Source organism: Enterobacter cloacae complex sp. IR5403 (genome assembly GCF_049238705.1).
Taxonomy (GTDB): Bacteria; Pseudomonadota; Gammaproteobacteria; order Enterobacterales; family Enterobacteriaceae; genus Enterobacter; species Enterobacter hormaechei_C.
Map to the genome: position 1 here is coordinate 19678 of NZ_JBMKHP010000019.1, position 25364 is coordinate 45041.

Annotated in this window: 20 protein-coding genes and 1 pseudogene; 14 read left to right on the plus strand and 7 right to left on the minus strand. The window is 57.2% G+C overall.

Going from position 1 to position 25364, the window contains the following annotated elements; all coding sequences use genetic code 11:
* The first annotated feature begins 25 nt into the window (after positions 1-25).
* On the plus strand, positions 26-1204 hold the full coding sequence (xylR, locus tag ACOTW6_RS19650; protein WP_003860152.1) for a D-xylose utilization transcriptional activator XylR: 1179 nt from the start codon (positions 26-28) through the stop codon (positions 1202-1204).
* A gap of 35 nt (positions 1205-1239) precedes the next feature.
* Here the strand turns inward: xylR and ACOTW6_RS19655 are convergent, their stop codons facing one another.
* Positions 1240-2064 (minus strand): protein bax, encoded by an 825-nt coding sequence (locus ACOTW6_RS19655; RefSeq protein WP_071886800.1) that lies wholly within the window; start codon positions 2062-2064, stop codon positions 1240-1242.
* A 314-nt stretch (positions 2065-2378) separates the two neighbouring features.
* Between ACOTW6_RS19655 and ACOTW6_RS19660 the strand changes: the two genes are divergently transcribed.
* Both ACOTW6_RS19660 and avtA read left to right on the plus strand, forming a co-directional pair.
* Entirely contained in the window at positions 2379-4409 is a 2031-nt protein-coding gene (locus tag ACOTW6_RS19660; RefSeq protein ID WP_121479397.1) for an alpha-amylase, read from the plus strand.
* 190 nt (positions 4410-4599) lie between these two features.
* Complete coding sequence (gene avtA / locus ACOTW6_RS19665) at positions 4600-5853, plus strand: valine--pyruvate transaminase (protein WP_015572749.1); 1254 nt, start codon at positions 4600-4602, stop codon at positions 5851-5853.
* 7 nt (positions 5854-5860) lie between these two features.
* On the opposite strand, the gene ACOTW6_RS19670 is transcribed toward avtA, so the two are convergent.
* Entirely contained in the window at positions 5861-6316 is a 456-nt protein-coding gene (locus ACOTW6_RS19670) for a 4Fe-4S dicluster domain-containing protein (protein ID WP_121479398.1), read from the minus strand.
* A 3-nt stretch (positions 6317-6319) separates the two neighbouring features.
* On the minus strand, positions 6320-7138 hold the full coding sequence (yiaJ, locus tag ACOTW6_RS19675; RefSeq protein WP_015572751.1) for an IclR family transcriptional regulator YiaJ: 819 nt from the start codon (positions 7136-7138) through the stop codon (positions 6320-6322).
* Between the two features lie 224 nt (positions 7139-7362).
* Here yiaJ and yiaK point away from each other — a divergent pair, with 224 nt between their 5' ends.
* From yiaK to araD, 8 genes and pseudogenes are all read left to right on the plus strand, one after another.
* Positions 7363-8361 carry a 3-dehydro-L-gulonate 2-dehydrogenase gene (yiaK, locus tag ACOTW6_RS19680; protein ID WP_045334695.1) on the plus strand — a complete coding sequence of 333 codons (999 nt, stop codon included), beginning with the start codon at positions 7363-7365 and terminating at the stop codon, positions 8359-8361.
* Positions 8362-8371: 10 nt separating this feature from the next.
* Positions 8372-8839 (plus strand): annotated as a pseudogene (locus ACOTW6_RS19685) (YhcH/YjgK/YiaL family protein).
* Positions 8840-8865: 26 nt separating this feature from the next.
* On the plus strand, positions 8866-9792 hold the full coding sequence (locus ACOTW6_RS19690; RefSeq protein WP_121479400.1) for a DUF4862 family protein: 927 nt from the start codon (positions 8866-8868) through the stop codon (positions 9790-9792).
* Between the two features lie 45 nt (positions 9793-9837).
* Complete coding sequence (locus ACOTW6_RS19695) at positions 9838-11157, plus strand: MFS transporter (RefSeq protein ID WP_032651927.1); 1320 nt, start codon at positions 9838-9840, stop codon at positions 11155-11157.
* 76 nt (positions 11158-11233) lie between these two features.
* Complete coding sequence (locus ACOTW6_RS19700) at positions 11234-12739, plus strand: FGGY-family carbohydrate kinase (RefSeq protein WP_213789401.1); 1506 nt, start codon at positions 11234-11236, stop codon at positions 12737-12739.
* Positions 12736-13389: a 3-keto-L-gulonate-6-phosphate decarboxylase UlaD gene (gene ulaD / locus ACOTW6_RS19705; RefSeq protein ID WP_045334687.1), complete on the plus strand. Its 654-nt coding sequence runs from the start codon at positions 12736-12738 to the stop codon at positions 13387-13389. The genes ACOTW6_RS19700 and ulaD overlap by 4 nt, the downstream gene beginning before the upstream one ends.
* 2 nt (positions 13390-13391) lie before the next feature.
* On the plus strand, positions 13392-14252 hold the full coding sequence (locus ACOTW6_RS19710) for an L-ribulose-5-phosphate 3-epimerase (RefSeq protein ID WP_017693794.1): 861 nt from the start codon (positions 13392-13394) through the stop codon (positions 14250-14252).
* Entirely contained in the window at positions 14246-14941 is a 696-nt protein-coding gene (gene araD / locus ACOTW6_RS19715; RefSeq protein WP_017382588.1) for an L-ribulose-5-phosphate 4-epimerase, read from the plus strand. Before ACOTW6_RS19710 ends, araD begins: the two co-directional genes overlap by 7 nt.
* Here araD and ACOTW6_RS19720 read toward each other — a convergent pair whose 3' ends face one another.
* Positions 14942-15760 (minus strand): AraC family transcriptional regulator, encoded by an 819-nt coding sequence (locus tag ACOTW6_RS19720; RefSeq protein ID WP_032649828.1) that lies wholly within the window; start codon positions 15758-15760, stop codon positions 14942-14944.
* 225 nt (positions 15761-15985) lie between these two features.
* Between ACOTW6_RS19720 and ACOTW6_RS19725 the strand changes: the two genes are divergently transcribed.
* Both ACOTW6_RS19725 and ACOTW6_RS19730 read left to right on the plus strand, forming a co-directional pair.
* Positions 15986-17386, plus strand: a complete 1401-nt coding sequence (locus ACOTW6_RS19725) for an MFS transporter (RefSeq protein ID WP_213789402.1) — start codon at positions 15986-15988, stop codon at positions 17384-17386.
* A gap of 10 nt (positions 17387-17396) precedes the next feature.
* Positions 17397-19346, plus strand: coding sequence for a glycoside hydrolase family 127 protein (locus ACOTW6_RS19730; RefSeq protein WP_121479405.1), 1950 nt, complete (start codon positions 17397-17399; stop codon positions 19344-19346).
* 137 nt (positions 19347-19483) lie between these two features.
* Here ACOTW6_RS19730 and aldB read toward each other — a convergent pair whose 3' ends face one another.
* Entirely contained in the window at positions 19484-21022 is a 1539-nt protein-coding gene (aldB, locus tag ACOTW6_RS19735; RefSeq protein WP_006808612.1) for an aldehyde dehydrogenase AldB, read from the minus strand.
* Positions 21023-21188: 166 nt separating this feature from the next.
* Between aldB and ACOTW6_RS19740 the strand changes: the two genes are divergently transcribed.
* Positions 21189-22073 carry an ROK family protein gene (locus ACOTW6_RS19740; protein ID WP_003860164.1) on the plus strand — a complete coding sequence of 295 codons (885 nt, stop codon included), beginning with the start codon at positions 21189-21191 and terminating at the stop codon, positions 22071-22073.
* Between the two features lie 3 nt (positions 22074-22076).
* Here ACOTW6_RS19740 and selB read toward each other — a convergent pair whose 3' ends face one another.
* Both selB and selA read right to left on the minus strand, forming a co-directional pair.
* The gene (gene selB / locus ACOTW6_RS19745; RefSeq protein WP_062933746.1) at positions 22077-23915 is read right to left on the minus strand and encodes a selenocysteine-specific translation elongation factor; all 1839 of its coding nucleotides are present in this window, start codon (positions 23913-23915) and stop codon (positions 22077-22079) included.
* Positions 23912-25297: an L-seryl-tRNA(Sec) selenium transferase gene (gene selA / locus ACOTW6_RS19750; protein WP_063134285.1), complete on the minus strand. Its 1386-nt coding sequence runs from the start codon at positions 25295-25297 to the stop codon at positions 23912-23914. Before selA ends, selB begins: the two co-directional genes overlap by 4 nt.
* Between the last annotated feature and the right edge of the window lie 67 nt (positions 25298-25364).

Consider the following 25364-nt stretch of genomic DNA (forward strand, 5'->3'; position numbering starts at 1 on the left):
TCGTGACTAATTTGGGAAATGAGCCATGTTTGAAAAGCGTCACCGCATTACGTTGTTATTCAATGCCAACAAAGCCTATGACCGGCAGGTGGTTGAGGGGGTTGGCGAATATTTGCAGGCGTCGCAATCCGAATGGGATATTTTCATCGAAGAAGATTTCCGTACCCGTCTGGAGAACATCAAAGACTGGCTGGGAGACGGGGTCATCGCTGACTTTGACGACCCCGTGATTGAACAGTTGCTGAGTGGCGTCGACGTGCCTATCGTGGGCGTTGGCGGCTCTTACCATACACCGGAACATTACCCCCCCGTTCACTACATCGCCACGGATAACCATGCTCTGGTCGAGACCGCCTTCCTCCATTTAAAGGAGAAAGGCGTACATCGTTTTGCGTTTTACGGATTGCCCGCCACCAGCGGAAAGCGCTGGGCGATGGAGCGTGAATATGCCTTCTGCCAGCTGGTTGCCCAGGAGAAGTATCGCGGCGTCGTTTATCAGGGGCTGGAAACCGCGCCAGAAAACTGGCAGCACGCACAAAATCGCCTGGCTGACTGGCTGCAAACGCTGCCGCCTCAGACAGGGATTATCGCCGTGACGGACGCCCGCGCCCGCCACGTATTACAGGTGTGCGAACATCTGCATATTCCGGTGCCTGAAAAGCTGTGCGTGATTGGTATTGATAACGAAGAGCTTACGCGCTATCTGTCGCGCGTGGCGCTCTCATCCGTGGCTCAGGGTACCCGTCAGATGGGCTATCAGGCCGCGAAGCTGCTGCACAGACTGTTAGACAACGAATCCCTGCCGCTCCAGCGTCTGCTGGTTCCGCCCGTTCGCGTGGTCGAGCGTCGCTCAACTGACTACCGCTCCTTAAACGATCCGGCCGTGATTCAGGCGATGCACTACATTCGCAATCATGCCTGCAAAGGGATTAAGGTCGATCAGGTGCTGGATTCTGTCGGGATTTCACGTTCGAATCTGGAGAAGCGGTTCAAAGAGGAAGTCGGTGAGACGATACACGCCGTGATCCATGCGGAAAAGCTGGAGAAAGCGCGCAGTCTGCTGATCTCCACCTCGCTGTCGATCAACGAGATTTCACAGATGTGCGGCTACCCGTCGCTTCAGTATTTCTATTCGGTGTTCAGAAAAGAGTATGACACCACGCCGAAGGAGTACCGGGAACGGTACAGTGAAGTCCTGCTCTAGAAAAGAGAACGCCTTCCAGTGGAAGGCGTTTTTCATTACATATGCGCGGCAATCAGACGCTGGTTATCCTGGTACATGGAGAACAGGTAATTGTTATAACGCTGTCCCTGAGTGGAATAACCTTTCAGCTTGTGGATCATCGCCGTAGCCGTTACTTCCTGATCCGCCTTACGCAGCTGAGCGCGTGACTTACGGAACGAGGAGTAGGCCGGGTGGGTATTCAGGTTCACCACATAGGCATTCACGGAATCTTTCACCGATTCAAACTGTGAATAGCCCTTCACCTTGCCGGGTGCATTAGTACAACGACCTTTTGTGCATTTCATGCCAAACAGATTGTTGTTGTTGCGTGCCAGCTTCGAGGTGCCCCAACCGCTTTCGGCGGCGGCCATTGTCGCGACCATACTGCCTGGAATGATGTCCACACGCTCTAACAGTGAGTTCCACGGCACGCGACGCGTGTTCCCGCTCCACTTCACTTTATAGCGTTTGGCGATGTCTTTCAGGCGAGTGCGCTCAGACGGCGACCAGCGGCTATCGTACTGTTTGGAGATCAGCCAGTTACGATCCGCAGTAATCGCGGCATTTTGACTTTTAATGTAAGGCATTACCGTCCGGAGAAACGCTTTTTTCCTTGGTGTTCCGGAAGGGTATTTTCGCAAATCAGGAAGTGAACTACTCTTTGCACTATTGCGAGAATACTCTTGTTTACTGCTAACCTTACTGCTTGTCGTCTTTATTACGTGGGCTTTCTTACTCGTTGTATCCGTGTGCGTCTTTGCAAGCACCTCACCAGAAAATGCCATGGTGAGTAACATGAGTATCGCGGCCCCATATCGTCGAATGGGAGTCGATATCATTAGGTCTCCTGGTCGGATATAAACATTCCAACACCTTATTTTCTTCAAAAATTTGAGAGCGGAATCTCAAATCATACCAAAAATAGTCCTCAAGAGCACGTATACAAATAGTCCAATTCCGAAACTATGTCATCCGGAACATGCTCATTAAAACAGCAACACTGGAAAAATGTGCGCGATATCGCAGACAACTGCCTAATTTTGCGCGGGATCACTCATCCCTTCGCGTCCTCCTGGCAGAAAGCCGCAGAGGAGGAGTTTTTCCCCTGAGCCGAGTGGCACACTGGTCAAAAATGCCGCGACAGGAAAATGGAATGAAACGCACTGCATTAGCTGTTCTGATGTTACCCGCATTCGCGCATGCCGACTGGTCATCGCCGGGATTTAACGCGTTTAGCGCTGAAGGTACCGGCGTCTTTACCAGCCAGGCAACGCTTGCGAAGGGTACCCGCCCGCTGACGTTGAGTCTTGACAACGCGTGCTGGCAGCCGACAGGTGCCATTAAGCTTAACGAGATGCTGTCGCTCAAACCCTGCGAAGGCACTCCACCGCAGTGGCGGTTATTCCGTGACGGCGTTTACCAGATGCGTATTGATACGCGCTCTGGAACGCCGACGCTGATGTTGACGGTGCAAAGTGCGGCGCCACAACCTGTCGCAAACGTCACCCGCCAGTGCCCGAAGTGGGACGGCAAACCGCTGACAATCGACGTCGTTAACACCTTCCCGGAAGGCACGGTGGTGCGTGATTTTTACAGCAAACAGACCGCGACCGTTCAAAATGGCAAAGTGACTCTTCAGCCAGCCGCCAACAGCAATGGCCTGCTGCTGCTTGAGCGCGCCGAGACGGACAAACCCGCGCCGTTCAGCTGGCAAAACGCCACCGTCTATTTCGTGCTGACCGATCGCTTCGTGAATGGCGACCCCACCAACGACAACAGCTATGGCCGTCATAAAGACGGTATGCAGGAGATTGGTACTTTCCACGGCGGCGATCTGAAAGGGCTTACCAGCAAACTGGATTACCTTCAGCAACTGGGCGTGAATGCGCTCTGGATAAGCTCACCGCTGGAGCAGATCCACGGCTGGGTTGGCGGCGGCACCAAAGGGGATTTCCCCCACTACGCCTATCACGGCTATTACACCCAGGACTGGACGAAACTCGACGCCAACATGGGCAACGAAGAGGATTTACGCCAGCTCGTCGACGACGCGCACAGGCGCGGTATCCGTGTCCTGTTTGACATTGTCATGAACCACGCGGGTTATGCGACGCTTGCAGATATGCAGGAGTATCAGTTTGGCGCGCTCTATTTGCAGGGCGATGAGCTGAAAAAAACCCTCGGCGAGCGCTGGACTGACTGGAAGCCAGGCGCGGGTCAAAGCTGGCACAGCTTCAACGATTACATCAACTTCAGTGACAAAGCCGCATGGGAAAAATGGTGGGGTAAAAAATGGATCCGTACCGATATCGGTGATTATGACAACCCGGGCTTTGACGATCTGACCATGTCGCTGGCCTTCCTGCCGGATCTGAAAACGGAATCCAAGATCCCGTCAGGTTTGCCGAACTTTTATCAACACAAGCCCGACACCCACGCGAAAGTGATGACGAATTTCACGCCGCGAGATTACCTGACCCACTGGCTCAGCCAGTGGGTACGTGACTACGGCATCGACGGCTTCCGGGTCGATACCGCTAAGCACGTTGAGCCTGAAGCCTGGCAGCAACTGAAAAACCAGGCAAGCCAGGCGCTGGCCGCGTGGAAAGCCGCCAACCCGGACAAAAAACTCGACAATGCGCCATTCTGGATGACCGGTGAATCCTGGGGCCACGGCGTGATGCAGAGCGATTATTACCGCCACGGCTTCGATGCGATGATCAACTTTGACTATCAGGAGCAGGCGGCGAAAGCGGTGGACTGCCTGGCCGATATGGATTTGACCTGGCAGCAAATGGCAGAAAAGCTGCAAAGTTTTAATGTGCTGAGCTATCTCTCCTCCCATGATACGCGTCTGTTCCGTGAAGGGGGCCAGCGCGCCGCTGAGTTACTGCTGCTGGCGCCGGGAAGCGTGCAGATCTATTACGGCGATGAATCAGAGCGTCCATTCGGCCCGACGGGCTCCGATCCGCTACAGGGAACCCGTTCGGATATGAACTGGCAGGACGTCACGGGTAAACAGGCGTTAACTGTCGCCCACTGGCAGCTTCTGGGGCAGTTCCGCGCCCGTCATCCGGCGGTGGGTGAAGGCAAGCAAACCACGCTGTCACTGAAAGAAGGCTACGGCTTTGTGCGCGAGCACAAGGGCGATAAGGTGATGGTGGTGTGGGCGGGCAATCAATAGACCCCCTCACCCTAACCCTCTCCCCAGGGGGAGAGGGCCGGGGTGAGGGGCATTCACCAGAACAATTCACCACACAAATACAAACCCGCCACATAAAACAACAAATCCGACCACATCCGCCGATTTGCACCAACACGGTGCTGGCGTTATGGTTACTGCCTTTCATATTAAGCCCGACAGATCACCTGCTATGACGTTTTCACTATTCGGCGACAAATTTACCCGCCATTCAGGCATTACCCGCCTGATGGAGGACCTCAACGACGGGCTGCGCACCCCAGGCGCTATCATGCTTGGCGGCGGAAACCCGGCTCAAATTCCGGAGATGAACACCTACTTCCAGACACTGCTGGCAGAGATGCTGGAGAACGGTAAAGCAACCGATGCGCTATGTAATTACGACGGCCCTCAGGGTAAAACAGAACTACTGACGCTTCTGGCGGCAATGCTGCGGGAAGCGCTGGGTTGGGATATCGAACCACAGAATATTGCACTGACAAACGGCAGTCAGAGCGCGTTTTTCTACTTATTCAATTTGTTCGCCGGACGCCGCGCCGACGGCACCACGAAAAAAGTGCTGTTCCCGCTGGCACCGGAGTATATCGGCTATGCCGATGCCGGCCTCGAAGAAGACCTGTTTGTTTCCGCACGTCCGAATATCGAGTTGCTGCCAGAGGGCCAGTTCAAATATCACGTCGATTTTGAACATCTGCATATCGGTGAAGAGACGGGCATGATCTGCGTATCACGTCCCACCAACCCGACGGGCAACGTGATCACCGACGACGAGCTGATGAAGCTGGATGCGCTGGCGAATCAGCACGGCATCCCGCTGGTGATCGATAACGCCTATGGCGTACCGTTCCCGGGTATCATCTTCAGCGAAGCGCGTCCGCTGTGGAACCCGAATATCATCCTCTGCATGAGCCTCTCCAAGCTGGGCCTGCCGGGCAGCCGCTGCGGCATTATCATTGCTAACGAGAAAATCATCACCGCCATTACCAACATGAACGGCATTATCAGCCTTTCCCCTGGCGGCATCGGCCCGGCGATGATGTGCGAGATGATCAGGCGTAACGACCTGCTGCGCCTGTCGAATGAGGTGATTAAGCCGTTTTACTCTCAGCGCGTTCAGGAAACTATTGCCATCCTTCGCCGCTACTTACCGGAAGAACGCTGCCTGATCCATAAACCGGAAGGGGCAATTTTCCTGTGGCTGTGGTTTAAGGATCTGCCCATTACGACAGAGCTGCTTTATCAGCGTCTGAAAAAACGTGGCGTACTGATGGTGCCAGGGGATTACTTCTTCCCGGGGCTGGATAAGCCGTGGCCGCACACGCACCAGTGCATGCGCATGAACTACGTCCCGGACCCGGAAAAAATCGAAGCGGGTGTGAAAATTCTCGCCGAAGAGATTGAGAACGCCTGGCGCGAGGCCGGTTAATAAAACCTCAGGCCAGATTACGCAGCCGTTCCGCGCGTAATCTGGCGGGGTCTATGCAGCGCAGCGCGTGGGTGGGACAGGCTTCGACGCAGGCGGGACCGCCCTCGCGATGCGCGCACAAATCACATTTCAGCGCCTGAACGCGATCTTCCACAACCCGAACCTGCATTGCCCCGAACGGGCACGCCACCATACAGCTTTTGCAGCCGATACAGCGGGCCTGCTCAACGAGCCAGGCTCCCGCAGCGCGGTGAATGGCCCCCGTCGGGCAGACATTCGCGCAGGGCGCATCTTCACACTGGCGGCAACCCACGGCCGTGGTGAAGGTTGCCCCCTTAACCACGCGGATCCGTGACGTAAACGCTTCTGGCGTGGCGCTGCTTTGATGCGACATCATGCACGCCACCTCACAGGTGCGGCACCCGATACATTTTTCAGGATCCGCCAGGATAAATTGGTTCATCAGTTACGCCTCGCGCACGTTAAACCCCAGTTCTTTCGAGATAGCTTCCGCCGTGTCACGCAGCGGTTTTAGCAAGTTTTTCTCGCCCACCTGCTTCATGCGCGACGTCGACAGTGAAATGGAGATGGCATAGGGCACGCGCCCGTGAATATCAAAGACCGGCACGGCGATACATGACACACCCAGCTCGTTCTCTTCTTTGTCCATCGCCATGCTGTGATCGCGAATTTCCGCCAGCTCATCATACATCGCGCTCAGTTCGGTGATGGTGTTGCGGGTCAAAGGTTGGATCTGTTCCTGGTGGCTTTCCCAGTAGCTCGCCACGTAATCCTGATGACCAAACGCCATATAGATTTTGCCCATAGCAGAACAATAGAGCGGCATATGCTGGCCGATATATGCGCGCGTGCGCAGCATACCGGTTGTCGGCTCAAGCTTATAAATCAGGATCGCGTGATCATCTTCACGGCTGGAGAAGTTGACCGTTTCGCCGGTGGCAATGTTCAGCGCCTCGAGGTGCGGCGCCGCCACGTGAATAATATTGAGCGATGAAAGCGCCTTTTGCCCGACGGCGATAAATTTGGTGGTCAGACGATAACTCCCTGCCGCCGGCGCCGGCGTCACGTACCCGCACGACTGCAACCCCTGCAATAACCGGTGCACGGTGCTTTTATTCAGCCCCGCCAGTTCTGATAAATGCGCAAGCGGACACCCGTTCGGATAGTTACTGAGGATTTCAATCAGCATCAGGCCGCGAAACAAGCTCTGGCTACCTGCTGGCCTCTCTTTTTCTTGCGTCATTTCGCTCTCTTTTATGCTCATCAAATGGCTCCTGTTTATCGCGCCCTGATGGTAGCGCAAAGTGTGGTTTAGTTCACGATCTCAACAGAAAAAACACAACCATTTGATTTTAATCGATTTTGAAAAACGTGAATGTCGTTGATCTGACAAAATTTGATCGTTATATTTGAAATCAGATTTCGTATAGTGAAATTTAGCGATAAAAAAGCACTCGCACTTGCCCCTAAAAAAACAGGAGAACAGGGATGAAAGTGACCTTCGAAGAGTTGAAAGCGGCGTTCAATCGGGTTCTGCTCGATCGCGGTGTAAAAGCGGATACCGCTGACGCCTGCGCCGAGATGTTCGCCCGCACCACGGAGTCCGGCGTTTATTCACACGGCGTCAACCGCTTCCCGCGATTTATTCAGCAGCTTGACGCAGGCGACATCATCCCTGACGCCCAGCCGAAACGCGTAACGACATTAGGCGCCATCGAACAGTGGGATGCGCAGCGTTCCATCGGCAACCTGACGGCGAAGAAGATGATGGACCGTGCTACCGAGCTGGCGTCCGATCACGGGATCGGCCTGGTGGCGCTGCGTAACGCTAACCACTGGATGCGCGGTGGCAGCTACGGCTGGCAGGCGGCGGAGAAAGGCTATATCGGCATCTGCTGGACTAACTCTATTGCCGTGATGCCCGCGTGGGGATCAAAAGAATGCTGCATCGGCACAAACCCGCTGATCGTCGCTATCCCGTCGAATCCAATCACCATGGTCGATATGTCGATGTCGATGTTCTCCTACGGCATGCTGGAGGTAAATCGCCTGGCCGGACGCGAATTACCGGTAGACGGCGGCTTTGACGATGAAGGCAATCTGACCAGAGAGCCGGGCGTGATTGAGAAAAACCGTCGCATTCTGCCCATGGGCTACTGGAAAGGTTCCGGCTTATCGATTGTGCTCGACATGATCGCCACCCTGCTCTCTGACGGCGCGTCCGTTGCAGAAGTGACCCAGGACAACAGCGACGAATACGGCGTATCGCAGATCTTTATCGCCATCGAAGTGGATCGCCTGATCGACGGTCCAACCCGCGATGCCAAACTACAGCGCATCATGGACTTCATCACCACCGCAGAACGCGCTGATGAAAACGTCGCCGTCCGTCTGCCAGGCCATGAGTTCACACGCCTGCTGGAGGAGAACCGCCGCAACGGCATCACCATTGACGACAGCGTGTGGGCGAAAATCCAGTCTCTGTAAGGAGTGGGTCATGATATTCGGACATATTGCACAGCCAAATCCATGTCGCCTGCCGCTGGCGATTGAAAAGGCGCTTAATTTTCTGCGTACCACGGATTTCACCACCCTGGCGCCGGGCGTGATCGAAGTTGAAGGCCGCAACATTTTTGCCCAGGTTCTCGACCTCACCACAAAGGAACAGCACGAGAACCGCCCTGAAGTCCATCGCCGCTATCTGGATATCCAGTTTCTGGCCTGGGGTGAAGAAAAAATCGGTATCGCTATTGATACCGGGAATAACAAAATCAGCGAATCATTGCTGGAGCAGCGGGATATTATTTTTTATCACGACAGCGAACATGAGTCATTTATCGAAATGATACCTGGCAGTTACGCCATATTTTTCCCGTAGGATGTTCACCGTCCTGCCTGTATTAAAAACAAGGGATCCGCAATTCGTAAAATTGTGGTGAAAGTGGCCATCAGCGAATTAGATTAATTTTCTGATAAATACAGGAATGCGAAATGACCAACACCGGTTTTATTATTGGTGCGTACCCCTGCGCACCCTCATTTCACCAGAAAGGGGAGCAGGAAGAACACGCCTTCTGGCGGGAACTTTCCGACACGCCAAATATTCGCGGGCTGGAACAACCTTGCCTTGAAAATCTCCATCCGTTTGGTGATGAATGGCTGTTTCGTCATACGCCGGGCAACTGGCAGATCGTTGTCACAGCCGTTATGGAAAGCATGCGCCGCCGCGGCAGCAACGGCGCGTTTGGCCTGGCGTCCGCGGACGAAGAACAGCGTAAAGCGTGCATTGAATATTACCGCCATCTGCATCAAAAGATTGATGCCGTTAATACCCGCTTTCCCGGGAAAGTGATCGCTCTGGAAATGCAGGCCGCACCGCAGGCGGGTAATGGCTCTGTCGAGCAAGCAACAGAAGCATTCTCCCGCTCGGTACGGGAAATCGCGAGCTGGGACTGGGGCTGCGATCTGGTGCTGGAACACTGTGATGCGATGACCGGTCCGGCGCCGCGTAAAGGGTTCTTGCCCTTAGAGCAGGTGCTGGAGGTAGTGAGAGAGACCGATATCAGCGTCTGTATCAACTGGGCACGTTCGGCTATCGAAGGTCGCAACACCGCCCTTCCACTGGAACATGTTCAGGCGGCACTCGCTGCCGGGAAGCTGGGGGCGCTGATGTTTTCGGGCACGACTGCTCATGGTGAGTACGGAGAATGGCAGGATCTGCACGCGCCGTTTTCTTCGTTCTGCGCCGACAGTCTCATGTCCACTGAACATGTAAAAACGCTATTTACTGCGGCGAGCGCCGCAACATTGAAATTCTCCGGTATTAAATTACTGGAAATAAATGCTAATGCTGACGTCAGCCATCGCATCGCTATTTTGCGCGACGGCATTAGCGCTATGAATAAAGCGTCACAATAAAAATAAAGAATACATTTTCCGGTTACCTTCACTGAGATATTAACTATGAATATTTCTTCTAATGCTCTACACGCGGACATTCCGCGCCAGCGCTGGCTAAGGATCATTCCCCCTATTCTTATCGCCTGCATTATTTCCTATATGGACCGCGTAAATATAGCTTTTGCGATGCCCGGCGGTATGGATGAAGAGCTGGGCATTTCCGCCACGATGGCGGGCCTGGCGGGGGGGATCTTTTTTATCGGCTATTTGTTCCTGCAAGTTCCCGGCGGCAAAATTGCCGTGCACGGCAGCGGTAAGAAGTTTATCGGCTGGTCGCTGGTTGCCTGGGCGGTGATCTCGGTTCTGACCGGGCTTGTGACCAACCAGTATCAGCTGCTGGTGCTGCGCTTCTTACTCGGCGTGGCGGAAGGTGGGATGCTGCCCGTTGTGCTCACGATGATCAGTAACTGGTTCCCGGATGCCGAGCGCGGCCGCGCCAACGCGATTGTGATCATGTTCGTGCCCATCGCCGGGATCATCACCGCCCCGCTGTCGGGCTGGATTATTACCGCTCTCGACTGGCGCTGGCTGTTCATTATTGAAGGTCTGATGTCCGTTGTTGTGCTGGTGCTGTGGGCGTTCACCGTCTACGACCGCCCGCAGGAAGCGCGCTGGATCTCAGAGGCCGAGAAAAACTACCTGGTACAAACCCTGGCGGCAGAGCAGCAGGCCATTGCGGGTAAAGAGGTGAAAAACGCCTCGCTCAGCGCGGTGCTGTCTGACAAAACCATGTGGCAACTGATCGCCCTCAACTTCTTCTATCAGACCGGCATTTACGGTTACACCCTCTGGCTGCCCACCATTCTTAAGGAGCTGACGCACACCAGCATCGGCCAGGTGGGAATGCTCGCCATTCTGCCTTACATCGGCGCCATTGCCGGCATGTTCCTGTTCTCTACGCTCTCTGACCGCACCGGCAAGCGCAAGCTGTTTGTCTCCCTGCCATTGATTGGCTTTGCGCTCTGCATGTTCCTCTCCGTGGCGCTGAAAGAGCACACCTGGCTGGCCTATGCCGCACTGGTGGGCTGTGGCTTCTTCCTGCAATCCGCAGCGGGCGTGTTCTGGACCATCCCGGCGCGTCTATTCAGCGCTGAGATGGCGGGCGGCGCTCGCGGCGTGATCAATGCCCTGGGCAACCTCGGCGGGTTCTGCGGTCCTTATGCGGTAGGCGTACTGATCACCCTGTACAGCAAAGACGCAGGCGTTTACTGCCTGGCGGTTTCTCTGGCGCTGGCATCGCTGCTGGCCCTGCTGTTACCGGCGAAATGCGATGCCGGAGCAGAGCCCAACCCCACGGTGAACTCGCATAAGCGTGCGGCCTGAGGCCCTCACCTGACCCACTAAACCAAACCGTAGGCCGGGTAAGCGAAGCGCCACCCGGCAATTAAGCGAGAAGAAGATGAGTGAAAAAGAGCCCTTCTGGCTGGGTATCGATTGTGGCGGTACTTATCTGAAAGCCGGTTTATACAACAGCCAGGGCAAAGAAGTCTGTATTGAACGCCGCTCAGTGGCCACGCTCAGCCCACGCGCTGGCTACGCCGAGCGGGATATGCACCAGCTCTGGCAGCACTGCCACAAAACCGTCGCCCTGCTGCTCAAAAATTCAGGCGCTGACGGCGGTCAGATCAAAGGCGTTGGCATTTCAGCCCAGGGCAAGGGGCTGTTTCTGCTCGATAAACAGGATCGCCCCCTGGGTAACGCCATACTCTCCTCCGATCGCCGTGCGCTGGAGATCGTACAACGCTGGCAGCAGGACGGTATACCCGAAAAGCTCTATCCGCATACTCGCCAGACGCTGTGGACGGGGCATCCGGCCTCACTCCTGCGCTGGGTTAAAGAGAACGAGCCGCAGCGGTATCAGCAAATCGGCAGCGTGATGATGGCGCACGATTACCTGCGCTGGTGTCTGACCGGCGTCAAAGGCTGCGAAGAGAGCAACATCTCGGAATCCAATCTCTACGACATGAATACCGGGCAGTACGATCCGCAGCTCACGCGCTGGCTCGGCATCAGCGACATTGACGGTGCCCTGCCACCCATTATCGGTTCAGCAGAAATTTGCGGGGAAATCACCGCTCAGGCAGCCGCACTGACCGGTCTCACGGCGGGTACTCCCGTCGTTGGTGGACTGTTTGATGTGGTTTCCACCGCGATCTGCGCCGGGCTGCATGACGAACATACGCTGAATGCTGTAATGGGGACCTGGGCCGTAACCAGTGGGATTGCCCACGGCGTCCGCGACAACGAGCCTTTCCCCTACGTCTATGGCCGCTACGTCCATCCGCAGCAGTTCATCGTTCATGAAGCCAGCCCCACGTCGTCCGGCAACCTGGAATGGCTGACGGCCCAATGGGGCGATATGTCATTCGATGAGATTAACCACGCCGTGGCCAGCCTGCCAAAAGCTGAAAGCGATGTGTTCTTCCTGCCTTTCCTCTACGGCAGCAACGCCGGGCTGGAGATGACCAGCGGTTTCTATGGTTTGCAGGCGCTGCATACCCGCGCGCACCTCCTCCAGGCGGTTTATGAAGGGGTGATATTCAGCCACATGACCCACCTCAACCGTATGCTCGAACGCTTTCCCCGCGTGCAGTCCCTGCGCGTGACGGGCGGCCCCACCCATTCGGACGTGTGGATGCAGATGCTCGCGGACGTCAGCGGCCTGGCGATTGAACTCCCGCAGGTGGAAGAGACCGGCTGTTCCGGTGCGGCGCTGGCCGCGCTCGTCGGTACAGGCCTCTATCCCGATTTTTACGCCGCTCAGCGCGCCCTCAGGCATGACATCCGGATGATTGAACCTGACATGCGTGCCCATGCCGCCTACCAGCGCAAATATCACCGTTACCAGCTACTGATTTCAGCATTACAGGGCTATCACGCCCGTGTTAAGGAGTACGACCTATGAGCCGACCATTATTGCAGCTGGCGCTCGACCACACCTCGCTTCAGGCCGCGCAGCGCGATGTCGCGACGCTTTCCGATCACGTCGACATCGTCGAAGCCGGCACCATCCTGTGCCTGACCGAAGGGCTAAACGCCGTTCGCGCCCTGCGTGCGCAGTGTCCGGATAAAATTATCGTGGCGGACTGGAAAGTCGCCGATGCCGGAGAAACGCTGGCTGAGCAGGCGTTTGGCGCAGGCGCAAACTGGATGACCATCATCTGTGCCGCCCCGCTGGCCACCGTTGAACGTGGCCACGAGGTCGCACTGCGCGGCGGCGGCGAGATCCAGATGGAGCTGTTTGGCAACTGGACGCTGGACGACGCGCGCGCGTGGCATCGCATCGGGGTGAAGCAGGCGATTTACCACCGCGGGCGCGACGCACAGGCCAGCGGCCAGCAGTGGGGTGAGGCGGATCTCAGCAAAATGAAGGCGCTGTCCGATATCGGTTTGCAGCTTTCTATAACTGGCGGTATCACCCCCGCTGACCTGTCGCTGTTTAAGCAGATCAACGTCAAAGCCTTCATTGCCGGGCGCGCGCTGGCAGGCGCCGCCAATCCGCCGCAGGTGGCACAGGCATTCCATTCGCAAATCCGCGACATCTGGGGAGAGTAACCATGCGTCAGCATCCGTTAGGCATTTACGAAAAAGCGCTGCCAAAAGATCTCTCCTGGCCGGAGCGCCTGGTCCTGGCGAAGAGCTGCGGATTCGATTTTGTGGAGATGTCGGTGGATGAGACCGATGAGCGTTTATCGCGCCTTGAATGGAGTACCACGCAGCGCGCCTCTCTGGTGGAAGCGATGCTGGAGACCGGCGTGGCCATCCCGTCGATGTGCTTGTCTGCCCACCGTCGCTTCCCGTTTGGCAGCCGCGATGAAATCGTGCGCGAACGCGCCCGCGAGATCATGACCAAAGCCATCCGGCTGGCCCGTGATTTGGGTATTCGCACCATCCAGCTTGCGGGTTATGACGTGTACTACGAGGAGCACGACGAGGGCACGCAACAGCGCTTTGCCGAAGGGCTGGCGTGGGCCGTAGAGCAGGCCGCTGCCGCGCAGGTAATGCTGGCGGTAGAGATCATGGACACCGCGTTTATGAACTCCATCAGCAAGTGGAAAAAGTGGGACGACATGCTCGCCTCGCCATGGTTCAGCGTTTACCCGGACGTCGGCAACCTGAGCGCGTGGGGCAACGACGTCACCGCCGAGCTGACGCTGGGCATTGACCGCATCGCCGCTATCCACCTGAAAGATACCCGGCCCGTGACCGAGCAAAGCCCCGGACAGTTCCGCGATGTGCCGTTTGGCGAGGGCTGCGTCGATTTCGTTGGCGTGTTTAACACGCTGAATCAACTTAATTATCGCGGCGCATTTCTGATTGAAATGTGGACCGAGAAAGCCAAAGAGCCGGTACTGGAGATCATCCAGGCGCGCCGCTGGATTGAAGCCCGAATGCAGGAAGGAGGCATGACATGTTAGAACAACTCAAAGCCGAGGTGCTGGCGGCAAATCTCGCCCTGCCCGCCCACCAGCTGGTGACGTTCACCTGGGGCAACGTCAGCGCGGTTGACCGTGACAGCGGCATGATGGTGATCAAACCATCCGGCGTGGAGTACGACGTGATGACCGCAGAAGATATGGTGGTGGTAAATATCGCCACGGGTAAAGTGGTCGAGGGGAGTAAAAAACCCTCCTCCGACACCCCGACCCATCTCGCGCTGTATCGTCGTTATCCGGAAATTGGCGGCATTGTGCATACCCATTCCCGCCACGCCACCATCTGGTCGCAGGCGGGGCAGGATTTACCCGCGTGGGGCACGACACACGCGGACTATTTCTACGGTGCGATCCCCTGCACGCGGCTGATGACCCCGGCTGAAATCGCGGGTGAATATGAATACCAGACGGGGGAAGTCATTATCAAAACCTTCGAGGAGCGCGACATAAGCCCGATGCAGGTCCCGGCGGTGTTGGTTCATTCTCACGGCCCGTTTGCCTGGGGCAAAGACGCTGCCGATGCGGTACACAATGCCGTGGTGCTGGAAGAGTGCGCCTATATGGGGCTTTTCTCGCGCCAGCTTGCACCTCAGCTTCCGGTTATGCAGCAGGAATTGCTGGATAAGCATTACCTGCGCAAGCATGGCGCAAATGCCTATTACGGCCAGTGATCATCCGGAATTAATATGCTCTTTACAGTACCGCCGTTTCCAGACGGCGGGCGTTAACCCGGTATGTTTTGAGAATATTTGCCGGAAATAACCCACGTCATTAAAACCGCACCGGGCGGCCACTTCAGTTAATGAGGCCGCATCGTTCAGCAGCAGTTTTTCAGCGGCCCTGACGCGCTGGCGGTGAATTGCCTCCGTCAGGGTTAAATGAAACGTCCGGCGAAATACTCGCCCCAGGTAATCCGCGTTGCAGTGCAGTTCTTTCGCCAGCTGCGAAGTGGACAGGGGCAAATGAAAGTGCGTGCGGATAAGCTGCTTGGCCTTCCACGCCATTGCCGCGCCCGCATCATCCGCTTTATCTTCATATCCCGGCGAGAGCGATATCTGCTGCAAAATTAACAACAAAATTATCTCCAGCGCCTGGCTACGCTGTAATTTTTCCTGCTCGCTTAAAAACTGACGGAATAACGCAATAACATATTGCGGATCCCGCACGCTACAGTGTTGCTCAATCGACAGCGGCGTCGCGCCTGGCAATACCGGCAAGCGTTCATCCACCTCAAAATGCAGCCAGTAAAATTTGAGATCGCCCGGAAAATCTTCCACGCCGACATGCCGCCGCTTCGGCCAAAGTAATAAACTCTCGCCAGCGTTTACCTCAAACAGCGTATTTTCCTCCTGGATCGTTAATGTCCCTTTTTCGACAAAAATTATCTCCCACGAAGATAATTTTCGTGCGGGATGACGGCCCACGCCCCGGGAGATAAATAACCCGCCATTTTGAACTCTAATCGGAAGTGCTATGGATAATTCAAGCATGGATATTCATTTTTCCGCTTTTTTGGTGGCTAATATTTTCTTTATCCCTTGATTATTAATAAATATCAGCAGAACGGCTCGATCAAACTCACAGTTTCACCATCAGGTCGGAATCGTCACCTTTTTATACTTTTCCCTTCCCTTGTTGGTCTGCCCGTTGAATGCAGAATAAATGGGGTACCTTGCACAAATACGATAAAAAATCGTTTATCGAGGAGTTACCCCATGACTTCCACACCGATTACAGACGCAGAAGTTGCAAAACAGGCAGCCGATGACCGGCTGTCAGTCCGCGAGAAAATTGGCTACGGCCTGGGCGACGCGGGCGGCACGGTAATTACCTGCCTGATCATGAACTTTCTGACCTTTTTCTATACCGATGTATTTGGCCTGACGCCCGCGCTGGTGGGCACGCTGTTTATTGCTCTTCGGGTATTTGACGCGATTTCCGATCCGGTGATGGGCGTGATTGCCGACCGCACGCAGAGCCGCTGGGGGCGTTTTCGTCCGTGGCAGCTGTGGGTCGCGCTTCCCATCGGGATCGTCGGCGTGCTGACCTTCACCGTTCCGGACGCCAGCATGGGCGTGAAAATCGCCTGGGCGTTCGGCACCTATCTGTTGCTTTCAGTGGGCTATACCGCCATCAACGTGCCATATTGCGCGCTGATCAACACCATGACCACCCGCCACAACGAGGTTATATCCTGCCAGTCCTGGCGCTTCGTACTGTGCGGCGTGGCGGGCTTTCTGGTCTCCGTTGGCCTGCCGTGGCTGGTGTCAGAGCTGGGACAGGGCAATGCCGCCCGGGGTTATCAGCTGGGCGTCGGCGTGCTGTGCGCCATCGCTGTAGTGATGTTTTTGTGCTGCTTCTTCTGGGTGCGCGAGCGCGTCCCGCTTGCGCTGATGGGTAAATTCACCCTGCGCGAGCACCTGGCGGGCCTGCGGAAAAACGATCAGCTGCTGCTGATGCTGGTGATGTCGTTTCTGCTGATCAACGTCTTCAACATTCGCGGCGGCGGATACATGTACTTCATCACCTACGTGCTTCAGGGCAGCACGGCGTACACCTCGCTTTTTTTCACCATGGTGACCTTTGCCGCCATTCTGGGCGCGGTGATCGTCAGCCCGCTGTCGCGGCGGATTGATACCGTCAAACTCTACTACTACACCAACCTGATACTCGCTGCGCTTGCGGTGGGAATGTGGTTCCTGCCGGGTGGCCCGGCGCACCAGACGCTCTGGCTGATCGTGATTTTAAGTAACGGCGTGATCCTGGGCTTCACCCTGCCGCTGCACTTCTCGCTGATGGCCTTTGCCGATGACTACGGCGAATGGAAAACCGGCGTGCGCTCATCGGGGATGAACTTCGCCTTCAATCTGTTTTTCATCAAGCTCGCGTGGGCATCCAGCGCCGGGATCATCAGCCTGGTGTTTATTGCCGTGGCCTATCAGCCAGGCGCGGGTAACCAGACGCCAGCCTCATTGCAGGGCATCACCGCCATGGAGACGCTGCTCCCTGCCCTTTTCCACCTGCTGCTGGCGGTCGCTATCCGCTGGTGCAGGCTTAACAATCCCGTGATGTCGCACATTGCCACCGATTTGCGCCAGCGTCATGTACAGTCCTGAGGAGAACGATATGACCATAATGGAAGCCGACCTGCATCAGCTGAAAATCAACGACCCGTTTCTTGGTCAGTACCAACGGCTGGTCCGCGATGTGGTGATCCCCTACCAGTGGGATGCGCTTAACGATCGCGTGGCGGAGGCCGAACCCAGCCACGCCATCGCCAACTTCCGCATCGCGGCCGGTCTGGAACAGGGGGAGTTCTACGGGATGGTCTTTCAGGACAGCGACGTGGCGAAATGGCTCGAAGCCGTGGCGTGGTCGCTGTGCCAGAAGCCGGATGCTGAACTGGAAAAAACCGCCGACGAGGTGATCGAGCTGGTCGCAGCGGCGCAGTGCGAAGATGGCTATCTCAATACCTATTTCACGGTGAAAGCACCGGCCGAGCGCTGGACCAATCTGGCCGAATGCCACGAGCTGTACTGCGCCGGACATATGATTGAAGCGGGTGTGGCGTATTTCCAGGGAACCGGAAAGCACCGCCTGCTGGACGTGGTGTGCAGGCTGGCGGATCATATCGACAGCGTGTTTGGCCCAGGCGAAAACCAGCTGCACGGCTATCCGGGCCACCCGGAAATCGAGCTGGCGCTGATGCGGCTGTACGACGTCACGCAGGAGCCGCGCTATCTCAATCTGGTGAAATACTTTATTGAGGAACGCGGCGCGCAGCCTCACTTCTACGATATCGAATACGAGAAGCGCGGCAGAACGTCATACTGGAACACCTATGGCCCGGCGTGGATGGTCAAGGACAAAGCCTACAGCCAGGCGCATCTGCCCCTTGCGGAACAACAAACGGCCATCGGCCACGCCGTGCGTTTTGTCTATCTGATGGCAGGCATGGCGCATCTGGCGCGCCTGAGCAACGACGAAGGGAAACGTCAGGATTGCCTGCGGCTGTGGAACAACATGGCACAACGCCAGCTGTACATCACCGGCGGGATTGGCTCGCAAAGCAGCGGCGAGGCGTTCAGCAGCGATTACGATCTGCCCAACGATACGGTGTACGCCGAAAGCTGCGCCTCCATCGGCCTGATGATGTTTGCCCGCCGGATGCTGGAGATGGAGGCGGACAGCCACTACGCCGACGTGATGGAGCGCGCGCTGTACAACACGGTGCTGGGCGGCATGGCGCTGGACGGTAAGCATTTCTTTTATGTGAATCCGCTGGAAGTGCACCCGAAAACCTTGGCCTTTAACCATATCTATGACCACGTCAAACCGGTGCGCCAGCGCTGGTTCGGCTGCGCCTGTTGCCCGCCGAATATTGCGCGCGTGCTGACCTCGCTGGGGCACTACATTTATACCGTTCGCCCGGACGCGCTGTTGATCAACCTGTACGTGGGGAACGACGTCGCCATTCCGGTTGGGGATAACATCCTCCAGCTGCGGATTAGCGGGAACTATCCGTGGCATGAGCAGGTGAAAATCGAGATTATCTCACCAGTTCCGGTGACTCACACGCTGGCCCTGAGGCTGCCGGACTGGTGTGCAGAACCGGCTGTTTCGCTCAATGGTCAAGCCATTACAGGCGAGGTCTCCCGTGGATACTTATACCTCAACCGCAGCTGGCAGGAAGGCGACACGCTGACGCTGACGTTACCGATGCCGGTCCGCCGCGTGTACGGCAACCCGCAGGTGCGCCAGCAGGCGGGGAAAGTCGCATTGCAGCGTGGACCGCTGATTTACTGCCTGGAAGAAGCCGATAACGGCGCAAATCTGCATAACCTTTCTTTGCCCAAGGACAGCGCGTTTCGGGTATTTGAAGGCAAAGGCATTTTCGCGCACAAGATGCTGATACAGGCGGAAGGGATCGGGTGTCAGGCGAAGGACACTGATGCCCTGTGGCAGTACGACCACTCGCCGGTAGAACGTCAGCCCCGGACGCTGACCTTTATTCCGTGGTTTAGCTGGGCAAACCGGGGAGAAGGGGAAATGCGGATATGGGTGGACGAGGGCTGAATAACTGCGGCCTGTTGCCCTCACCCCAGCCCTCTCCCACGGGAGAGGGAGTAAAAAGTAGGCCGGGTAAGGCGAAGCCGCCACCCGGCTTTAACCCGGCTCAGGTCACCCTACCCGGGACGGCCTGAGCCCGGAGGTTAAAACAGCCCCAGCGGTTTATCGGAGTAGCTGACCAACAGACATTTCGTTTGCTGGTAGTGCTCCAGCATCATCTTATGGGTTTCACGCCCGATGCCCGACTGTTTGTAGCCGCCAAATGCCGCATGAGCCGGATAGGCGTGATAGCAGTTTGTCCATACGCGTCCGGCCTGAATGCCGCGGCCCATTTTATAGGCCAGATTACCGTTACGACTCCAGACGCCCGCCCCCAGGCCATACTGCGTGTCGTTGGCGAGTTCCAGCGCCTCGTCCATGGTTTTAAACGTGGTGACGGCCAGCACCGGTCCAAAAATTTCCTCCTGGAAAACGCGCATGTTGTTCTTACCGAACAGGATGGTCGGCTCAAGGTAGTAACCCTCCTGCAAATCGCCGCCCAGCACCTTACGACGACCGCCGGTCAACACATCGGCCCCCTCTTTTTTACCGATATCAATATAGTTGAGGATGGTTTCCAGCTGGCCATGCGATACCTGCGCTCCCATCTGGGTGACGTTATCCAGCGGGTTACCGCTGCGAATCGACTCCACGCGCCGGATCGCCCGCTCCATAAAGCGCTCATAAATGGATTCCTGCACCAGCGCGCGGCTCGGACAGGTGCAGACTTCACCCTGGTTGAACGCGAACAGCGCAAACCCTTCCAGCGCTTTGTCGAAGAAGGCGTCCTCTTCATCCATCACGTCGGCAAAGAAGATGTTCGGCGATTTCCCGCCCAGCTCCAGGGTGACCGGAATGATGTTCTGGGTCGCGTACTGCATGATCTGCTGACCCACTTCCGTTGAGCCGGTAAACGCCACTTTGGCAATACGCTTTGAAGTAGCCAGATATTCGCCGATCTCTCCCCCGGCCCCGTTGACCACGTTAATGACCCCCGGCGGCAACAGGTCGCCAATCACCTCCATCAGCAGCAGTACCGAAAGCGGCGTTAAGCGTGCAGGTTTCAGCACCACGCAGTTACCCGCCGCCAGCGCGGGCGCCATTTTCCAGCTCGCCATCAGCAGCGGGAAGTTCCACGGAATAATTTGCCCCACCACGCCGAGCGGCTCGTGGAAGTGATACGCCACGGTATCTTTGTCAACTTCACTTATTCCCCCCTCCTGGGCACGAATGCAGGACGCAAAATAGCGGAAATGGTCAATCGCCAGCGGCACGTCCGCCGCCATGGTTTCCCGGATCGGCTTGCCGTTGTCCCACGTTTCTGCGGTCGCCAGCAGCTCCAGATTCTGCTCCATCCGATCGGCGATTTTGAACAAAATGGCCGCTCTGTCCTGAACGGACGTTTGCCCCCACTTATCTTTCGCCTTATGCGCCGCATCCAGCGCTAAATCAATATCCCGTTTGCCCGAACTGGCAATTTCACACAGCGGCTGGCCGGTGACGGGCGTCAGGTTGGAATAGTATTCGCCGTCGACGGGCGCCACCCAGTCGCCGCCGATAAAGTTGTCATAGCGGGGCTTCAGCTTAAGGGGAAAACCATACTCGCCTGGCTGGATACGCGATGAGGGAGGATTGTTTGTCATGACCGTCTCCTTGCAGTAGGTGTACAACAAGGGTAGTTCCGGCTGGTGATTTTCTCGCCAGCCGGTAACGGGTTTACGAGCCGTATCACGGATTACCGTACTTTACGTTTCGTTTCTGCCGCCGGAGCCATACTTAATAGCTCAGGGGCTCATGAGGAACGATGCAATGCAGCTATTTATCGGCTTTGACGTGGGCGGAACCCACATCAAACACGGCGTGATCAACGAAAACGGCGAAGAACTGACATCCGATGAATATGATACGCCTGACGATGAAAGCACCTTCAAACAGAAGTGGAAAGCGGTGGTGGATAAGTACCGCCAGGAGCATGAGATCGTCGGCATCGGCGTGAGTTTTCCGGGCCACATCAATCACCATACCGGCGAAGCGGCCAAGGCCGGGGCGCTGGATTACCTTGACGGCGAGAACCTGTGCGAGCTTTTCGCACAGCTGACCGATCTTCCCGTAACAACCGAAAATGACGCCAACTGCGCGGCGCTGGGCGAACGCTGGCAGGGCGCCGGCAAGGACTATGAGCATTTTGTCTGCATCACCATCGGCACCGGCATCGGCGGCGGTATCGTCATGGAGGGCGATCTCTACCGTGGGTCGCACTACCGGGCGGGTGAGTTTGGCGTGCTGCCCGTTGGCAACAACGGCGAGCCGATGCACGAAGTGGCGTCCGCCAGCGGCCTGATGAAAGCCTGCCGCCGCGCGCTGGCCGTGTCGGAAGATGAGATGCCTGACGGTGAGGAGCTGTTTAAACGCATGGACAGCGACGTGCATCTGCGTGAGGCCATAGAAGAGTGGGCGCATTTCCTCTCGCGGGGCATCTACAGCGTGATCTCCATGTTTGATCCGCAGGCGGTGCTAATTGGCGGCGGCATTAGCGAGCAGGAGAAAATCTATCTCCTGCTGGATAAATACCTACAGCGATTCGAGGAGTGGGAGGCGCTCCGGGTGCCCATCCTTCCCTGCGAGCTGGGTAACCAGGCGGGAAGGCTGGGCGCGGTCTGGCTGGCTAAGCAGAAGCAGGCGCGCAGCGCTTAACGCTTACGGAAATAACTGCGCGTCGCGTAGCACATGGTCATTGCCACGACGACGCGTAAACCCGATGCGGTTGAAATACTCCAGGATCTGAATCGCCAGTTTGCGTCCCACGTTCAGCCGATCGCGGAAGTCTGCGGCGCAGGTTGATCCGCGCGCCTGATCCAGCTCCCGGATCAGGTTCGCAAATGCAACGATCCGATCGTTGCGGTAATAACGATCTTTCACGATCGCCACAATCATCCCCTGCTGCGCCGCATGGCGCAGTACCTGACGCATCAGCTGCTCATCGGTATGGGTTTCACGCGCCAGATCTCGCACCCACCACGGTTCATCGCCAAACAGCGCCGCCACTTTTTGCCAGACCGCGTCCTGCTCAGCGGTAAAACCGGCCTTGTGTTCCGGCAGGTGCAGCCAGCCGTGATGACTTGCAATCACGCCGCTTTCACGCATGTTTTCAATCAGCAACAGCACCAGCGCGTCGTCTTCCATGGGCAACGCCATGCGCCGCAGACGTTCACGACCCGGACCGGGCTCATCCTGATGCTGTTCATGGTAGGTCGCCAGCGTGCTCAGCACTTTGCGCTGCCAGCGCGCCGCCACCGGCGCGTTCAGCAGGCTGTTGCCGGCCTGAATAAAACCTGGCTCCTGCGTCAGAAGACGCAATCCTTCACCGCTGAGCTGGCGCGCCCAGGCGAACGCCGCCAGATCCACCGCACCACGCTCAAGGTGGATATCTAACGCAGACTTATCATCGCGGGCCTGGGCCAGCGCGGCCAGCCACTGTAAATACTCGGGCTTACGCTTGCCGCGACGGGGCGGATCCAGCATGACCACGCGTGCGCCCGCCAGCGTTTCCCGCGCCGAAATATCGCGCAGAACCAGGCGGTCGTTATCCGCCAGCCAGAGCGGGGAGTCGAACACCAGTTCGGCGAGATCGTTTTCCAGCAGCGACACGCGTCCGGTGATGTGGCTGGCCGCGTGGTGGATATGCAGCGGCTGCCACTGGGTCAGCGGCGTGTGGGTCTGGAGTGAAACGATGATCCGTTCAGAAGGCTCCGGCGGCGCGTCGGCCAGCAGCCAGTCGCCGCGGTTAAGCTGGTCTTTTTCGGCATCACCGGCAATATTCAGCGCGATACGCTGCCCGGCGTGGGCCCGTTCCACCGGCTGGTTTTGCGCGTGCAGCCCGCGCACGCGCATCGGTTTGTTCACGCCCGTCAGCCACAGGGTATCGCCCACGTTCACTTCGCCGCTCAGCGCGGTACCGGTCACCACCAGCCCGGCCCCTTTCACGGTAAACGCCCTGTCGATCGCCAGACGGAAGCGGTGATGGCTGGCCTGTTCACGAGACGGGATCTGCTGCAAATGGTCACGAAGAGCGTCGATACCGCGGCCTTCTGTCGCCACTGTGACAAACAATGCGGCATCCTTAAAACCGTATTCACTCAGCGCCGTCAGCACCTCTTCACGCACCTCGTCGATTCGCGCCTCATCCACACGGTCCGCTTTGGTGAGGGCGACGGTCAACTGCGGGTTTCCCGTCAGCTGGAGGATCGCCAGATGCTCGCGCGTTTGCGCCATCACCCCGTCATCGCACGCGACCACCAGCAGAGCATGATCGATCCCGCCCACGCCCGCGAGCATATTGGAAAGAAACTTCTCGTGGCCGGGCACGTCGATAAAGCCCAGCACGCGACCGTCGGGCTGCGGCCAGTAGGCGTAACCCAGGTCAATGGTCATGCCGCGCTTTTTCTCTTCCGGCAGGCGATCGGCATTCACGCCCGTAATGGCCTGCAATAACGTGGTTTTGCCGTGGTCAACGTGACCGGCGGTGGCAATAATCATTTCAACATCATCTCCAGAAACCGAACTTCATCTTCCAGACAGCGTAAATCCAGCCACATGCGACCGTCACCGATCCGGCCAATCACCGGCGTCGGTAATGCGCGCCAGCGCGCCGACAGCGCCTCAAGCTGGCTTCCGCGTCCGTCGCGCGGGGTGAACGTCAGCGCTTCGCTCGGTAACCTGTCCACCGGCAGCGAGCCGCTGCCAATTTGCGACAGGCAAGGCTCGATACGAACGTCAAACTCAGGGTAATGAGGAGCAACCTGCGGCAGTAGCGCTTCCGCCTGCGCGCGAATGGAGGCCGCATCACGGCTCAGCAAACGCAATGTGGGCAGGCGGTCAGCCAGTATCTCCGGGTGGAGATAGAGCCGCAGCGTGGCTTCCAGCGCGGCCAGCGTCATTTTATCGGCACGCAGGGCGCGCTTCAGCGGATGCTGCTGTAGCTGCGCAATCAGCTCGCGCCTGCCGACGATAATCCCCGCCTGCGGCCCGCCCAGCAGTTTATCGCCAGAGAAACTGACCAGGCTTACGCCCGCGGCAACCATTTCCTGCACCATGGGCTCTTTCGGCAGACCGTACTGGCGCATATCCACCAGCGACCCGCTGCCGAGATCGGCAATCACCGGCACGTTTAGCTCGCGCCCGATGGCGGCCAGTTCAGCCTCTTCCACCGTTTTGGTGAACCCCTCAATGTGGTAATTGCTGGTATGCACTTTCATCAGCAGGGCGGTGTTTTCATTCACTGCCGCGCGATAATCTTTTGCATGGGTACGGTTGGTTGTGCCCACTTCATGCAGCGTGCAGCCCGCCTGGCGCATGACGTCCGGAATACGAAACGCCCCGCCGATCTCCACCAGTTCGCCGCGAGAGACGACAACCTCTTTTCCGCTCGCGGTGGCCGCCAGCATTAACAGCACCGCCGCCGCGTTGTTATTCACAATGCAGGCATCTTCCGCGCCGGTGATCTGGCAGAGAAGATCCGCCAGCGCGCGATCGCGATGCCCACGCCCGGCGCCGTCCAGATCGTACTCCAGCGTCACCGGCGAGCGCATGGCCCGGGTGACGGCCTCTGTTGCCTCTTCTGCCTGCTGTGCCCGGCCCAGATTGGTGTGCAGAACCGTGCCTGTCAGGTTAATAACCGGGCGCAACGCGCTTTGCCCGTGCTTGCTCAGCCTGCGTTCAACTTCCTGCTCCCACGCCTCGCACCAGCCGGGTAGCGCGTTCTCAGCCTGAATATGGCGACGCGCATCGTCCTGAAGCTGGCGTAGCATGTCGACCGTTGCAGTATGGCCAAACTGCTCCAGCACCGCAGTGATGCGCGGGTCACGAAGCAGACGATCGGTAGCGGGGATCTGGCTGTAGAGGGAATGATGAGTAGTCATGAATGCGCCTGGCGAGTAAATATCTTCCCCCCTCCCGACGGGAGAGGGAGTTAACATGTGGGGGGAT

Bases quoted from the DNA above. Each gene is read 5' to 3' on its own strand.
- xylR (WP_003860152.1), top strand. From the start codon at position 26: ATGTTTGAAAAGCGTCACCGCATTACGTTGTTATTCAATGCCAACAAA.
- ACOTW6_RS19655 (WP_071886800.1), bottom strand. From the start codon at position 2,064: ATGATATCGACTCCCATTCGACGATATGGGGCCGCGATACTCATGTTA.
- ACOTW6_RS19660 (WP_121479397.1), top strand. From the start codon at position 2,379: ATGAAACGCACTGCATTAGCTGTTCTGATGTTACCCGCATTCGCGCAT.
- avtA (WP_015572749.1), top strand. From the start codon at position 4,600: ATGACGTTTTCACTATTCGGCGACAAATTTACCCGCCATTCAGGCATT.
- ACOTW6_RS19670 (WP_121479398.1), bottom strand. From the start codon at position 6,316: ATGAACCAATTTATCCTGGCGGATCCTGAAAAATGTATCGGGTGCCGC.
- yiaJ (WP_015572751.1), bottom strand. From the start codon at position 7,138: ATGAGCATAAAAGAGAGCGAAATGACGCAAGAAAAAGAGAGGCCAGCA.
- yiaK (WP_045334695.1), top strand. From the start codon at position 7,363: ATGAAAGTGACCTTCGAAGAGTTGAAAGCGGCGTTCAATCGGGTTCTG.
- ACOTW6_RS19690 (WP_121479400.1), top strand. From the start codon at position 8,866: ATGACCAACACCGGTTTTATTATTGGTGCGTACCCCTGCGCACCCTCA.
- ACOTW6_RS19695 (WP_032651927.1), top strand. From the start codon at position 9,838: ATGAATATTTCTTCTAATGCTCTACACGCGGACATTCCGCGCCAGCGC.
- ACOTW6_RS19700 (WP_213789401.1), top strand. From the start codon at position 11,234: ATGAGTGAAAAAGAGCCCTTCTGGCTGGGTATCGATTGTGGCGGTACT.
- ulaD (WP_045334687.1), top strand. From the start codon at position 12,736: ATGAGCCGACCATTATTGCAGCTGGCGCTCGACCACACCTCGCTTCAG.
- ACOTW6_RS19710 (WP_017693794.1), top strand. From the start codon at position 13,392: ATGCGTCAGCATCCGTTAGGCATTTACGAAAAAGCGCTGCCAAAAGAT.
- araD (WP_017382588.1), top strand. From the start codon at position 14,246: ATGTTAGAACAACTCAAAGCCGAGGTGCTGGCGGCAAATCTCGCCCTG.
- ACOTW6_RS19720 (WP_032649828.1), bottom strand. From the start codon at position 15,760: ATGCTTGAATTATCCATAGCACTTCCGATTAGAGTTCAAAATGGCGGG.
- ACOTW6_RS19725 (WP_213789402.1), top strand. From the start codon at position 15,986: ATGACTTCCACACCGATTACAGACGCAGAAGTTGCAAAACAGGCAGCC.
- ACOTW6_RS19730 (WP_121479405.1), top strand. From the start codon at position 17,397: ATGACCATAATGGAAGCCGACCTGCATCAGCTGAAAATCAACGACCCG.
- aldB (WP_006808612.1), bottom strand. From the start codon at position 21,022: ATGACAAACAATCCTCCCTCATCGCGTATCCAGCCAGGCGAGTATGGT.
- ACOTW6_RS19740 (WP_003860164.1), top strand. From the start codon at position 21,189: ATGCAGCTATTTATCGGCTTTGACGTGGGCGGAACCCACATCAAACAC.
- selB (WP_062933746.1), bottom strand. From the start codon at position 23,915: ATGATTATTGCCACCGCCGGTCACGTTGACCACGGCAAAACCACGTTA.
- selA (WP_063134285.1), bottom strand. From the start codon at position 25,297: ATGACTACTCATCATTCCCTCTACAGCCAGATCCCCGCTACCGATCGT.